At 56.2% G+C, this 12,563-nt stretch carries 16 protein-coding genes; 11 read left to right on the top strand and 5 right to left on the bottom strand.

What is annotated here, in order from left to right:
- Positions 1-54: 54 nt before the first annotated feature.
- Genes LVY71_RS19085 through LVY71_RS19075 form a run of 3 tightly spaced genes read left to right on the top strand, consistent with a single transcriptional unit; the run spans position 55 to position 2,725 of the window.
- A complete protein-coding gene (locus tag LVY71_RS19085; protein ID WP_235101412.1) occupies positions 55-1,284 on the top strand; it encodes a branched-chain amino acid ABC transporter permease in 1,230 nt (409 codons plus the stop codon).
- Positions 1,281-2,030 (top strand): ABC transporter ATP-binding protein, encoded by a 750-nt coding sequence (locus tag LVY71_RS19080; RefSeq protein WP_235101411.1) that lies wholly within the window; start codon positions 1,281-1,283, stop codon positions 2,028-2,030. Before LVY71_RS19085 ends, LVY71_RS19080 begins: the two co-directional genes overlap by 4 nt.
- Positions 2,030-2,725 carry an ABC transporter ATP-binding protein gene (locus LVY71_RS19075; protein WP_235101553.1) on the top strand — a complete coding sequence of 232 codons (696 nt, stop codon included), beginning with the start codon at positions 2,030-2,032 and terminating at the stop codon, positions 2,723-2,725. The genes LVY71_RS19080 and LVY71_RS19075 overlap by 1 nt, the downstream gene beginning before the upstream one ends.
- A gap of 14 nt (positions 2,726-2,739) precedes the next feature.
- On the opposite strand, the gene LVY71_RS19070 is transcribed toward LVY71_RS19075, so the two are convergent.
- Complete coding sequence (locus LVY71_RS19070) at positions 2,740-3,663, bottom strand: LysR family transcriptional regulator (RefSeq protein WP_235101410.1); 924 nt, start codon at positions 3,661-3,663, stop codon at positions 2,740-2,742.
- 28 nt (positions 3,664-3,691) lie between these two features.
- On the bottom strand, positions 3,692-4,669 hold the full coding sequence (locus LVY71_RS19065) for an NADPH:quinone oxidoreductase family protein (protein WP_235101409.1): 978 nt from the start codon (positions 4,667-4,669) through the stop codon (positions 3,692-3,694).
- A gap of 97 nt (positions 4,670-4,766) precedes the next feature.
- On the opposite strand from LVY71_RS19065, the gene LVY71_RS19060 reads away from it, so the two are divergent.
- The 6 genes from LVY71_RS19060 to fahA all read left to right on the top strand — a co-directional run bounded on the left by LVY71_RS19060 (position 4,767) and on the right by fahA (position 10,734).
- Entirely contained in the window at positions 4,767-5,567 is an 801-nt protein-coding gene (locus LVY71_RS19060; protein ID WP_235101408.1) for an IclR family transcriptional regulator, read from the top strand.
- Positions 5,568-5,664: 97 nt separating this feature from the next.
- On the top strand, positions 5,665-6,060 hold the full coding sequence (locus LVY71_RS19055) for a RidA family protein (protein ID WP_235101407.1): 396 nt from the start codon (positions 5,665-5,667) through the stop codon (positions 6,058-6,060).
- 6 nt (positions 6,061-6,066) lie between these two features.
- Positions 6,067-7,086, top strand: a complete 1,020-nt coding sequence (locus tag LVY71_RS19050) for a 3-hydroxyacyl-CoA dehydrogenase family protein (RefSeq protein WP_235101406.1) — start codon at positions 6,067-6,069, stop codon at positions 7,084-7,086.
- 8 nt (positions 7,087-7,094) lie between these two features.
- On the top strand, positions 7,095-8,978 hold the full coding sequence (locus LVY71_RS19045) for a CoA-binding protein (RefSeq protein WP_235101405.1): 1,884 nt from the start codon (positions 7,095-7,097) through the stop codon (positions 8,976-8,978).
- A gap of 42 nt (positions 8,979-9,020) precedes the next feature.
- Positions 9,021-9,410, top strand: coding sequence for a RidA family protein (locus LVY71_RS19040; protein WP_235101404.1), 390 nt, complete (start codon positions 9,021-9,023; stop codon positions 9,408-9,410).
- A 34-nt stretch (positions 9,411-9,444) separates the two neighbouring features.
- On the top strand, positions 9,445-10,734 hold the full coding sequence (fahA, locus tag LVY71_RS19035) for a fumarylacetoacetase (protein ID WP_235101403.1): 1,290 nt from the start codon (positions 9,445-9,447) through the stop codon (positions 10,732-10,734).
- Positions 10,735-10,869: 135 nt separating this feature from the next.
- Here the strand turns inward: fahA and LVY71_RS19030 are convergent, their stop codons facing one another.
- From LVY71_RS19030 to LVY71_RS22980, 3 genes are all read right to left on the bottom strand, one after another.
- Positions 10,870-11,094 (bottom strand): hypothetical protein, encoded by a 225-nt coding sequence (locus LVY71_RS19030; protein ID WP_235101402.1) that lies wholly within the window; start codon positions 11,092-11,094, stop codon positions 10,870-10,872.
- Between the two features lie 107 nt (positions 11,095-11,201).
- Positions 11,202-11,312 (bottom strand): pirin-like C-terminal cupin domain-containing protein, encoded by a 111-nt coding sequence (locus LVY71_RS19025; protein ID WP_349629912.1) that lies wholly within the window; start codon positions 11,310-11,312, stop codon positions 11,202-11,204.
- Positions 11,273-11,695, bottom strand: a complete 423-nt coding sequence (locus tag LVY71_RS22980) for a DUF2924 domain-containing protein (RefSeq protein WP_502797595.1) — start codon at positions 11,693-11,695, stop codon at positions 11,273-11,275. The genes LVY71_RS19025 and LVY71_RS22980 overlap by 40 nt, the downstream gene beginning before the upstream one ends.
- Positions 11,696-11,747: 52 nt before the next feature.
- Between LVY71_RS22980 and LVY71_RS19015 the strand changes: the two genes are divergently transcribed.
- Positions 11,748-12,023: a DUF2249 domain-containing protein gene (locus tag LVY71_RS19015; RefSeq protein ID WP_235101401.1), complete on the top strand. Its 276-nt coding sequence runs from the start codon at positions 11,748-11,750 to the stop codon at positions 12,021-12,023.
- 80 nt (positions 12,024-12,103) lie between these two features.
- A complete protein-coding gene (gene fdxA, locus LVY71_RS19010) occupies positions 12,104-12,487 on the top strand; it encodes a ferredoxin FdxA (RefSeq protein WP_235101400.1) in 384 nt (127 codons plus the stop codon).
- The last annotated feature ends 76 nt before the right edge of the window (positions 12,488-12,563 follow it).

The following is a 12,563-nucleotide window of genomic DNA, read 5'->3' as shown; positions in this document are numbered from 1 at the left end:
GACATACTCCTAAGCGGGCGCACGAATTCAATAGCGGTTGCGACACGTCGGTGGATGATCTGGCTGATCGCCGCGGCGGTGGTAGCCGGCTTGCCGCTGGTATTCTCGTCGGCCGGTGCGATCAGTACACTGAATCTCGTTTGCATAAGCATCGTCTTTGCCCTCTCGTATAATATGCTGCTTGGGCAAACGGGAATGCTGTCATTCGGCCACGCCGTCTACTACGGCTTGGGCGCGTTCTTCGCGATTCATGCGATGAATGCCATTCCTCGACTTGGCTTGCCGGTTCCTCTCATAGTGGTGCCGATAGTGGGCGGGGTCGCAGGCCTCGTCTTCGCTGCCGCCATCGGATGGGTAGCTACAAAGCGCAGCGGGACGGTGTTCTCCATGATTTCGCTCGGCGTCAGTGAGCTGGCGGTATCGGCGGCCCTGATTCTCGTCAGCTTCTTCGGCGGCGACGATGGCGTCAGCACGGATAGAACAAAATTGCCGCCGTTCTTTGGTGCCACCTTTTCCACTCAACTTGAGGTGTATTACCTTGTCGCGGCGTGGTCGCTTCTCGCCGTACTGATGATGTTTGCTATTACGCGAACTCCATTCGGGCGCATGTGCAATGCCGTACGGGACAATGCAGAACGCACTCAGTTCGTCGGATACGATCCCCATGTCATCAGGTACATGGCGTTCTGCTTTGCTGGCCTCTTTGCAGGGATTGCGGGAGCGCTCGCGTCACTCAGCTTTGAAAGTGCTAACTTCACCGACCTGGGCTGGACGAAGTCGGCATCGGTAATCTTCTCATCGTTCATCGGTGGAACAGGAACGTTTTTCGGTCCCGTCATCGGTGCGATTGTCGTGACCTACCTATCTCTCTCCCTCAGCGATTACACGTCAGTCTGGCAGCTGTATTTCGGCCTTCTGTTCATCTCGGTGGTTGTTTATGCGCCGGGCGGAATTGGAGGGATCATCCTTTATCATTTGCGGCTCTCAAGGGCCGGTGCGTTGGCCGGCATGATGCGAGCATACCTGTGGGTGCTGATTCCAGTCGCGAGTGTTTTGGCTGGAGCGATACTGGCGCTTGAGTTTGTAGTCCATCGTTTGCTGGGTGAGACCGCTTCGATCTCAGTCCTCGGATTGAAGCTCGCAATTTCGAGCCCTTCAATTCCCGTGGTTTCGATCATATTGATCGGAATCGGTGCTGTTATCTTAAAGAAAATCTGGAAATTCTTGGAGGAGGCGCGGTCAACGGCCGAACATCTTGCTCAAGAGCGCGGAGTTCTACTATGACCGATGCAATCACGTTGCAATCCGTCTGTAAGAGCTTCGGAGCAGCGAGAATTCTGGACGATCTCAGTCTGTCGGTTGCCCAGGGCGAGCGGCATGCCTTGATCGGACCGAACGGTGCGGGGAAGTCGACAACATTCAACATCATCAGCGGGCATATTCGGCCGACGTCGGGAGAAGTGAAAATCTTCGGGCAATCCGTTGTTGGGTGGCGACCCTATGCCATCAACAGAAATGGCCTGTCCCGAAGTTTTCAGGTCACGAACGTTTTTCCAAATCTAAGTGTTTGGGAGAACGTTCGGTGCGCTCTCTTGTGGCCGCTTGGCTATCGATATGCCTTCTGGAAGAACATCGACGGTCTTTCCGATGTTCATGATCGTGCGTGGCAGATACTGGAAAGTCTCAACCTCACGGCACGGCGGGATGTCTCGGCGGGGCTGCTGACTTACGCGGAACAACGCGCGCTTGAGATCGGAATCACCATTGCCGGCGGTGCGGATGTCATATTGCTGGATGAGCCGACGGCCGGAATGAGCCATGCAGAAACGGCTCAGATCGTGCACCTCATTCGCCGTCTGACCGAGAATAAAACGCTGCTTATTGTCGAGCACGACATGAGCGTCGTTTTCGGCCTCGCTGACAGAATATCGGTGCTTGTGTATGGTAAAGTCATCGCGAGTGGGACCCCGAACGAGATCCGGAACGACCCTCGCGTGAAGGAAGCCTATCTCGGAGAGGAGGCGGCATGATTCTCAAAGTCGATGGGCTGCATGCCTATTATGGAAAGAGCCACATTCTCCAGGGAGTTGATTTGACGATTGGCTCAGGCGAAGTTGTCAGTCTGCTTGGCCGGAATGGCGTAGGGCGATCGACCTTTGTAAAGTCTGTTATTGGACAAGTCGCGCCGAAGGGATCCATCAGGTTTAAAGGCAACGAAATCGCCGGTCTTCCTAGCTATCGGATTGCGAACCTTGGTCTCGGATATGTGCCGGAGAACCGGGATATTTTCCCAACATTAACGGTTCGGGAGAACCTCGTTCTCGGTCAGAAATCCGGGAAGAAATCCGTGCGCTGGAATCTGGAAGAGATGCTCGGCATGTTCCCAAATTTGCAGCAACGCGCGGATACGGCTGCCGGGGTCTTATCCGGCGGCGAGAAGCAAATGCTGACCATGTGCCGGACCCTGCTCGGCGATCCTGACCTGATCATGATTGATGAACCGACCGAGGGACTCGCTCCCCTTATAGTTCAGCAGATCGGAGAACTCATCGCCGACGTCGCGCGCCGTGGTGTGTCTATCTTGCTGGTCGAGCAAAAGCTGTCGATCGCGATGAAAATATCCCACCGGCTTTATGTAATGGGCCACGGGAAGATCGTTTTCGAAGGCACTCCGGATGATCTTCGGCGGGATAAAAGCATCTCTCGGGAGTGGCTCGAGGTATAGGCCGAAATTCCCGGTCAAATCGGCAGTTGCGTTCGACGAATATAGCCGCGGACAACGGCACAAAGTGCCAGCAGGTTCGGATCTCGCTCACGAGATGCCAGGAAAGACACGCCCATCGTCTGGAAAACCTGCTGGCTCTTCACAAGAGGAATGAAGTCGACGAGATGTTCGTACATCTTGCAAATTCGCCCTGGAGCCAGCGCGCAGGCGACACCGCTGGCGATAAGATTCATTAGGGTGAAAATGTCGACGACTTCCATCGCATAGGTTGGACGGAACTGCGGAAACTTTTCCGTCAGATTTGCGACGGTGAACAGGCCGTCCTTGAGAGTTACAACCCGCTCACCCGAGCATTCGCTAAGATCGATCTCCGGGAGGTTCGAGTATCTGGAATTCTGTGGAGCCGCAAAATAGACCCTGTCGTCGAAGATGGGAATCGAGAGGAGGTCCGGAGCGTCAGTGACTTCGCAGAACACCGCATCCAGTCCTCCATCCCTGAGCTTGGGCAGCAGGTCCAGTTTCGAGCGGCCTAGAACGAGTTCGCACTGAAGGTTCGGTTTTCTCGATGCAACCGACTTGATGATCTCCGGCATCATGTGGCTCGTCAGCGAGTAGAGCGAGCCAATTCGCAGTTTGTTGGATGCGTAGCCGGCGGCCTCCCGGGCGGCATCAATGCCGCTTTCCATTCGATCGAGAACTTCCGTCGCCACACGCGCAAACACGAATGCCGCCTCGGTCGGAACCAGTTCACGCCCTTTATGAATGAAAAGGTTGCACCGAACTCCTTCCTGAAGCGAGTGAATTGCCCGGTGAACGCTTACCGGACTAATTCCAAGCTGCCCCGATGCCGCCGAGAAGTTTCCGGCTTTCATGTAAGCCAGGAAGATTTCCAGCTTGCGGAAGGAGATTTCTTCACCAATGCGAATGCGTTCTTGCATTTGTGAACTGGCCTACTGATTGATGCGACTAGCGCGGGACTAACACAACTTTACCCATGACACGGCGCTCCATGACGTCGCGCAGCGCGAGATGAGCCTCCTCCAGAGAGTATACCTTGGTGATCGATGGCTTGATCTTTCCCGTGGTGTACATCTCCATGAGATGGCGCATATGCTCCTTCACAACAGATGGTCCTCGCCTGAGGAATGATCCAAGAAACACGCCGACCACGGATGCGCTTTTCAACAAAGGCAAGTTGAGGGGCAGCTTAGGCACTTCGCCCGACGCAAATCCGACGATGAGATGGCGGCCCCCCCAGGCAATCGTGCGAAAGGCCGTCTCTGAATAACTGCCTCCGATCGGATCATAAATGACATCAGGCCCCACGCCGTCGGTCAGCACTTTGAGGCGGTCGCGGAGGTCCTCGGTGCTGTAGTTGATGGTGGCATCTGCGCCATGCTGGCGACAGAACTCCAGTTTATCTTCGCTCGATGCCGCGGCGATGACCCGCGCGCCCATTGCTTTCCCGATCTCGATTGCGGCAATTCCGACGCCTCCTGCCGCGCCCAACACGAGAAGCGTTTCGCCGGCAACGAGATGCGCCCTGTCTTTTAGCCCATGAAGGCTTGTCCCGTGCGCGAGAACGAACGCGGAGGCGGCTGTAAAATCCATCTCATCGGGAATCGGGACCAGTCGCTCCGCCTTGATCATGGCTTGCTCTGCGAACCCGCCCCAGGTCGAACTGCCGATCACTCGGTCACCGATCTTCCAGTCGCGGACATTTGGCCCAATGGCGCGAATAACCCCAGCCACTTCGCCGCCCGGGGAAAACGGGAGGTCCGGCTGAAACTGGTATTTGCGCTGGATGATCAGGGCGTCCGGAAAATTGACGCCGGCGGCATGGACTTCAACAACGACCTCGCCGTCGCCCGGTTGCAGATCTGCAACGGCTTGAACTGTCAGGGTTTCGGGAAGTCCCCAGTCGGTACACAGAACAGCTTTCATAATCACCTTGCGGAATGAACCGTTAGAATGCCTACAGCATTGGGTTGTGACAGGACACAGAATAGCTTATTCCGCATAGCGGGACAAGGAGATTTGAATGAGCAGGATCGGCAGGCCGGCCAAGAGGAACCGAGCAGCTTATGAGGAGGACCGGCGTTTCGTCTCGGCGCTGGCGCGGGGACTCGACGTCCTCCGATGCTTCTCGGCGAGCCGGGAATGGTTACCGAACAAGGAAATCGCGCGACTGACGGGATTACCCAAAACCACGATCTCGCGACTGACATTCACGCTGACCGCGCTGGGTTACCTTCGATATTCGTCCGAGCGGGAGCTCTACGCTCTTGATCTGCCTGTGCTTGGTCTCGGCCACCGCGCGCTGGCTCATTTTGAGGTGGGCCGCATTGCGAGGCCTTTCATGCAGGAACTGGCTGATAGCGCCATGGCCGCGGTTTCGCTGGGCGTGCGCCATGGCGACGTCGTTATCTACGTTGCTCACTGCAGATCATCGGCTCCGCTCACTGTAGGGCTTGACATCGGCGCAAGGCTTCCGCTGGCAAAGTCGATTATCGGGCGGGCAATTCTGTGCGGAATGACGGAAGAAGCACGCCAGGCGGCTCTCGCGGCTTCGGACGCCGAACGCAAGCATGATCTCGGTCAGATCAAAATCGCTCGTGCGGAGTTCTCCCAGCACGGTTTCGTCATGTCCGATGAGAAGGACGATGTTGGCGTTGTAGCCGTGCCTTTGCAGATCGACGGCAGCCGGGATCTGCTCGGCCTGAATTGCGGTGGTCCGGCCGCTTCCCTCACGCGCGATCGCTTGCTTCGGGAAATTGGCCCTCAACTGGGCGATACGGCAGAGAGGATAAAAGCTGCCGTTCGCTCGCGGCTGGACATTTGATTGCGAGGGCATGAAGGCTGCGATTGCGGGATTCGATTTACAGCGAAGGCGACCTGAGCTATAATATATTCCGCTATGCGGTACAAAGGAGCCTTCCATGAATACGCCGATTAATCCGCCCGGAATGTCGAGCCCGAAAGGTTTTGCCCACGTCGTCAAATCGACGCACCGCACGGCGGTCTATGTATCGGGCCAAGTCTCCTACGATGCGGACGGTAAGGTGGTCGGCGTCGGAGATCTCGCGGCTCAGACCCGGCAGGTCTACGAGAACATTCAGAAGGCTCTGACTGCGGCGGGCGCGTCGATGTCAGACGTAGTCAAGACCGTGCTCTTTGTGCGCGATCTGTCGCCCGAGAAAGCTGTCATCATTCGCGAGGTCCGGCAGAAGTTTTTCGGTCCCGGTGAAACGCCGGCGAGCACGATGGTCGGAGTGGGTTCATTGGCGCGGCCCGAGCTTCTTCTTGAAGTCGAAGCCATCGCGATGCGGGACTAAGCGATCGTGGTCAGCCATGACAGTTCAGAGGGACGGGTCAACCTGACCCTTGCGGGGCGAGCGTTCGCGCCCAGTAAATCCCGAATCGTCCTCATCGGCGGCGGCGTGATGGGTCCCGGGATCGCTCTTAGTTTTGCAGATGCGGGATTTGAAGTCGACCTTTGCGACACAAGCCCTTCCGCGCTTGAAGCGGGAATGCAGGCCCTGCGCGATGCGCAGCAATTGAAGATCGATCTGGGTTTGAGTCCGGAAGGCTCGCTGGAGGCTGTCTGCAGCCGCGTTTCGGCACACACGTTTGTTGATCAGATTCTTGCAGATACGGCGCTCGTGATCGAAGCCGTATCCGAGAACAGGGCCGTCAAGGCGGCGGTCTTTGAGAAGATCGGTGCTTTTGCTCCGCGCGATGCCGTGATCTGGAGCAACACATCCACATTGAACGTTTTCGAGTTGGCGGGGCCATCCGTCATCGAGCGATTGTTGGTGGCTCACTGGTTTGCGCCGCCTCACATTATGCCTCTTGTGGAAGTTGTCGCTTCCGAGCAGACAAGAATCGGCTTGCAGGACGAAGCCATCGCGATTCTGTCCGCGCTGGGAAAAGTCCCTGTTGCGCTGAACAAGTTCATTCCCGGATTTATCATCAATCGACTGTTGCGCGCGCTCGGCCGCGAAGCGTTTCATATGATCGAAACCGGCGTGATCACGCCAGCGGCGTTGGACATTGCAGTACGGACAAGTCTTGCGCCGCGCATGCAGTTGCTCGGCGTCATGCAGCGTTACGATTACACCGGATTGAATTTGAGCCTCCGAAATCTGCGCGACCCGGATATCCTCGATGCGCCTGTCGATCGCGAACCAGCCTCCATCACAAAACTCGTTGCCGAGGGCCACCATGGCGTAACGACCGGCCGCGGCTTCTACGATTACGGCGAGCGATCCAATTTGCAGTTGCTGAGAGAGCGCGACGCCCGGCTTTGGCGCATCGTTCAATCTCTCGGGGACCTGGTCGCAAATCCTGAACCCATCTGAGGTATCCAATGAATATCATGCAGCGAGAACAGGATTCAGCCGAGCGTCTCAGGCCGCTGATTGATCCCTCATCCATCGCGATATACGGAGCGTCCGCCAATCTGATGCGATTGGGTGGCGTTCCGATTGCGCTGCTCAAGATGCATGGATTCGCCGGCCCGATACTTCCCATTAATCCCAAATACAGCGAAATTGACGGCCTTAAATGCTTCCCGAGCATTGAGAGTCTTCCGCATCCGGTCGATTTGATCGTCGTCGCTGTCGGCGCGGAGGAGGTGGTTCCGGTCCTTCGTGAGGCTGCTCGCAAGGGCATTCGCGCTGCGGTTATCTACGCGGCCGGCTTTGCAGAGGCGGGTGATGATGAAGGCATCAGCCTGCAGAACGAGCTTGTAGGATGTGCGAATGAACTTGGCCTGGTTGTCGCCGGCCCGAACTGCATGGGTTTTGGTAATCTCGACAATCACTCATACAGCACATTCACGGCCATATTCCGAAATACCGAGCCGCCAAAGGCGCCGCGTACTGTCGGGCTGGTGACGCAAAGCGGCAGCATGTGCTCAGCCATTTACGCAGCGGGCCGCGAGCTCGATGTAAAATTTAACGTCGTGATCAATACGGGAAACGAAGCCTGCGTCGAATTCTCGGAATACCTTCAATACCTCTCAGATCGCCCGGAGACGCGCGCGATCGTCGGCTATGTCGAAGGCATTCGGGACGGCCGGCGATTCCGCAAGGTGGCGGAAGCAATGCAGGCCCGGGGCCAGTTGCTCGCTCTCCTCAAAGTCGGAGACACGCCGAGCGGCGCTTCCGCAGCTAAAGCTCATACAGGCGCTGTCGCTGGCGACCCCGCAATATATCAGGCCGGCTTCGAGCGCCTGGGCGTCATTCAAGGCCGAGACATCCTGCATCTCGGCGATATTGCCTATCTCGCCCAATTCCTTCGGCGCAGATCCATTGGCCCAAGCGCGGCGGTGATGACGATCTCCGGCGCTGTTGGCGCAGTCTTGTCGGACCTCTTCGTGAGGTGCGGAGTGAGAATGGCTGCGCTCAGCGGCGAGGCGCAGAAAACGCTCCAGACGGGAATTCCCCGTTACGGATCGGTGCAAAATCCAATCGATTTCACGGGCAGCATCGTGAACTCGGGAGCCTTTGTCGGCGAGGCCGTGCGAGCCGCCCTCCAGTCTCCTGATGTCGGATTCGCGACGTTCTATGCACCGGGTTTCATGATCGATCGATTTTGCGAGAGCCTCAAACAGGCTGCTAGCGAAACAACAAAGCTGGTTTCGATCGTTGCGACCGGCGAAGTCGCCAGAAGGCTGGAACTGGAAGAGGCGGGCATTCCCGTTTTCATGGATCTGACGCGGGCGGCGCAGGCTCTTTCGAGTGTGGCGACATGGACCGAATCAAAGAAGCGACTGGAGCTGGCTGAATCAGAACTACGCCTGCATCGCGATCAGGCGCTTGCGTTAGATCGGTTGCAGCTGGTTCAGGAGGGGAGTGAGTTCACCGGCGAACGCGCGGTTCATCTGCTGGAAAAGCTGGGCGTGCTCGATGGTAATGCCCGCCTTGGACAGACGGGTGGAAAGCCCTTCGCGGTCGTCCTTCACAATGATCCAGTCTTTGGACTCGTGGCAACGGTTCAATTCCGATCGGGCTGGGGCACTGAAACCGCGCACGTTGTGTTGCCGGCAACAAAGGCGATGGCGGAATGTTCGCTGGCCAGCGCAGCGACAGATGCTTCAAAGGCCGATTGCGAATTGGTCGCATCAGTGGTCGAGGCGCTGTCAGCGTGCTTCGTTCCGCTTGAGCGGCATGTTGGCATGGTCCAGCTCGATTGTACCGTCATCGACTCGATGTGGGTCGTGCATGACGCAGTTCTGAAGTTCGTCTGATTGTTATCGAAAGCGCGATGTGAAATCTGGGGAGTCCAATAAATGTCAAAAGAACCTTTGGTCCTGAATAAGGGTTATGAAAAGAAAGTCCCATTTTCGCTGGGCGTCGTTGCGTCGGGGCGCATGCTTTATACGGCAGGCATAACATCCAGAAACGCGGACGGCGATGTTGTCGGTGAAGGCGACATTCGCGCGCAGGTGGCGCAGTGCTTCGCCAATTTGGCCGATGTGCTGGCCGCCGCCGGCGCTACGTTCAGTCAGATCATTAAGTATACAATTTTTGTGACCGATATCGATGTCTTCAACAATGAGACGCGCGACGTCCGGTTTCCTTTCTTTGTGGATCGTCCTGCAGCGACTCTTGTCGAAGTCAGAAGGTTGATCGACCCGAGAATGATGGTTGAAGTCGAAGCGGTTGCTTGTCTGGACTGACTGCCTGTTTGTTGCAATGAAATCTGAGGCAGGTATGTTGTCTGAATTCCATCCAAACGATCCTGCGCTGCGATCGTTTATAGAAGCAGGGTCTACGTCTCATTTTCCAATTCAGAATCTTCCGTATGGCGTGTTCTCAACGCCTCGCAAGTCCACGCCACGCGTGGGAGTTGCGATCGGGGACCAGATACTCGACTTATCGGTGATCGAAAAAGCTGGTTTGTTCGAATTTGAATGCTTTGATTCGACGCTCGCGAAATCGTCTCTCAATGCCTTCATGGCGCTGGGACCATCCACCTGGTCCCGCACCCGGCGTCGAATCTCCAAGCTGCTTCAGCATGACAATCCCGAGTTGCGTGATAACGAGCAACTGCGGGTGGAGGCTTTTGACAGGATCGAATCAGCTACTTTGCACCTGCCGATAGTCGTGGCGGGATATACGGACTTTTATTCATCGAAAGAACACGCCACCAATGTCGGCGTGATGTTTCGTGGCGCGTCAAATGCACTTCAGGCGAACTGGCTGCATATTCCGATCGGATATAACGGTCGTGGATCCACCGTGGTTGTGAGCGGCACTCCGATTCACAGACCCAAGGGACAACTGAAGTCGGCTTCGGAAGATGCGCCTCGATTTGGTCCTACCACACGGCTCGACTTCGAACTCGAGTTGGCGGCGATTGTGGGCCAAGGTTCAGAAATGGGAAGCATGTTGACGGAGCAGCGGGCTGAAGAAATGATCTTCGGGTTCGCCCTTCTCAATGACTGGAGCGCCCGCGATATTCAGCAGTGGGAGTACGTTCCTCTCGGTCCGTTTCAGGGCAAGGCATTCGGGACTTCGCTCAGCCCCTGGATTGTCACGCGTGAGGCTCTTGAACCGTTTCGGGTGCCCGGACCGGGGCAGGCACCGGCTCCATTGCCTTATCTTCAACAGACGGGGCAGAACAATTACGACATTCAGCTTGTTGTCGATCTTGTCCCAGCAGAGCTACAAACCGCGCGCCGGATCGCGCAGACAAATTTTAGCTACATGTATTGGTCGCCTGTGCAGCAACTAATGCACCACGCCTCCAGCGGTTGCTCGATGCAGATTGGGGACGTTCTTGGTTCAGGTACCATCAGCGGACCGGAACGCTCTCAGTGCGGAAGCATGCTTGAGCTCTCCTGGAATGGAGCGGAGCCTTTGGGCCTTGGCAACGGAATGACGCGTTCATTTCTGGAAGACGGCGACCGCGTTTGCCTCTCCGGCTGGTGCCAGGGAGATGGATACCGAATTGGTTTTGGCGAGGTCGAAGGTACGATCCTTCCACCACGTGATGTCTAAACGTCGGCAAGTTATCGATTTATGAAAGCTCGAAATATCACTCCATGCGTTCGGATGCCCGATTAATACTGCCAAGTCGTTGTAACTGGCACGATTTTGGCGGACTTTGGCGATCAAGATTCTGAAATCAGGTTTTCAATAATTCATGGGTAATAGGCTTTTGGAGAATCGATCGCGCGAACTAGGGAGACGAGTAGGTGGATTTTGCTCCATTGTATGATTGCGCAAGGTTGTCATCGGCATGTCGGCTGCAGTTTGAAACAAGCCACTCTGATAATCGATCAGGAGCATTGCTGCGTCATCGGGATCGATGACAGGGCGCTGGCCATTGAAGTTGGCGATACTCGCAAATGCGGTCATGGTTCACTCCTCCTCTTCGGGTTTAATTGGCCAAGGTGCCCTGCGAATGTTCACGTTCCGACGTGAACACAGTCGGAAGACGAAAGTGACCGGCTTCCGAAATATGCTCAGGCGGGAATCTGTCCGAACTTCCCGCTCTGAAAATCGACCATGGCTTGTTTGATTTCGCCGACAGTGTTCATGACGAACGGGCCGTGCATGACAACCGGCTCCTCAATGGGTTTGCCACTGACGAGTAGAACCGAGGCATCGCTTTCTGCGTCGAGCGTGAACGCGCGGCAATCAGCGAGGCGATCTCGGACAGACCGGCATAGGTCTTGCCGTCATAGGCAAATCCGTCAGGGCGAAACACGACGCTGTAGGTCTTGCCCTTCCATGTCCGGACCAGCTCCGAACCGGGCTTGATCCGGCGCGGAAGCTCCAGCCGCCCGTTGGGCTTGGCGGCCATAGCTTTCGCGAGCTGATCGAGCAGGCGCTTGATCGACCCGGATAGCCCGCCATAGGCTTTTTCCTGAATCCACTGGGCAATACTCCGGCGCAGCAACGGTAGTTGGCATCTTGCCGAACTTCGGGACGAGCATGCGAGTGATTCTAGAATCATTCGATGTTGCAGCCGCGAATAAACCTGATAAGATGCATTCTTAATACATCTAATGGTAACGGTACGTCACAGGCTCCTGTTTTTGCACGTCGTCGATGTGAGGGACATTGCTCCCCAACACCGTCATTCGATCATCTTCCAGCTATTCGATCATCTGGAAGTGGGAGATAGCATTCAACTAGTAGCCGACCACGATCCGCGGCCGCTGCGCTATCAGTTAGAGGTAGGTTTCGACAGCCAGTGCAAGTGGACCTATTTGGAACAGGGACCGGATGTCTTACGGGTTCTGCTCAAGCGGGAAGCGGGTTCGGACGAATCTGTCGGTTAACAGCTTTATGATCGACGGCTGTCGTTCGGCGCGCCTTGAGCACATGGGCAACGCCGGAGGAAGGCGGTCGGGAGCTTCAAATGACGCATGTCGTTCTCGAGAACTGCATTAAATGCAAGTACATGGATTGCGTCGAAGTATGTCCGGTGGACTGCTTTTACGAAGGCAAGAACATGCTTGTGATTCATCCAGACGAATGCATCGATTGTGGAGTGTGTGTGCCTGAGTGTCCTGCGGAGGCTATTGTCCCGGATTCCGATCCTGGGGCTGAATCCCAATGGTTGAATCTTAACCGCAGGTTCGCATCCTCTTGGCCGAACATTACGCAGAAGAAGCGTCCACCGGACGATGCGGATACATGGAACGGAGTTCCCCAAAAGCTGGCAAACCATTTCAGCGATCAGCCCGGCAGGGACATCGGCGAGACGGGTCTGGATCGCGAATCCGAGGAAAAGGCGAAATGACCGGCCGCGGTGACACCACACGTCCTAAGAACCCCGGCGTTATAAGAGGTAACTTGGCCGATGCAGCGAGCGCCTC

This window comes from Bradyrhizobium sp. G127 (assembly GCF_021502575.1).
Taxonomy (GTDB): domain Bacteria; phylum Pseudomonadota; class Alphaproteobacteria; order Rhizobiales; family Xanthobacteraceae; genus Afipia.
Note: the sequence above shows the minus strand (reverse complement) of the source record. Positions and strands in the feature narration are given on the sequence as shown.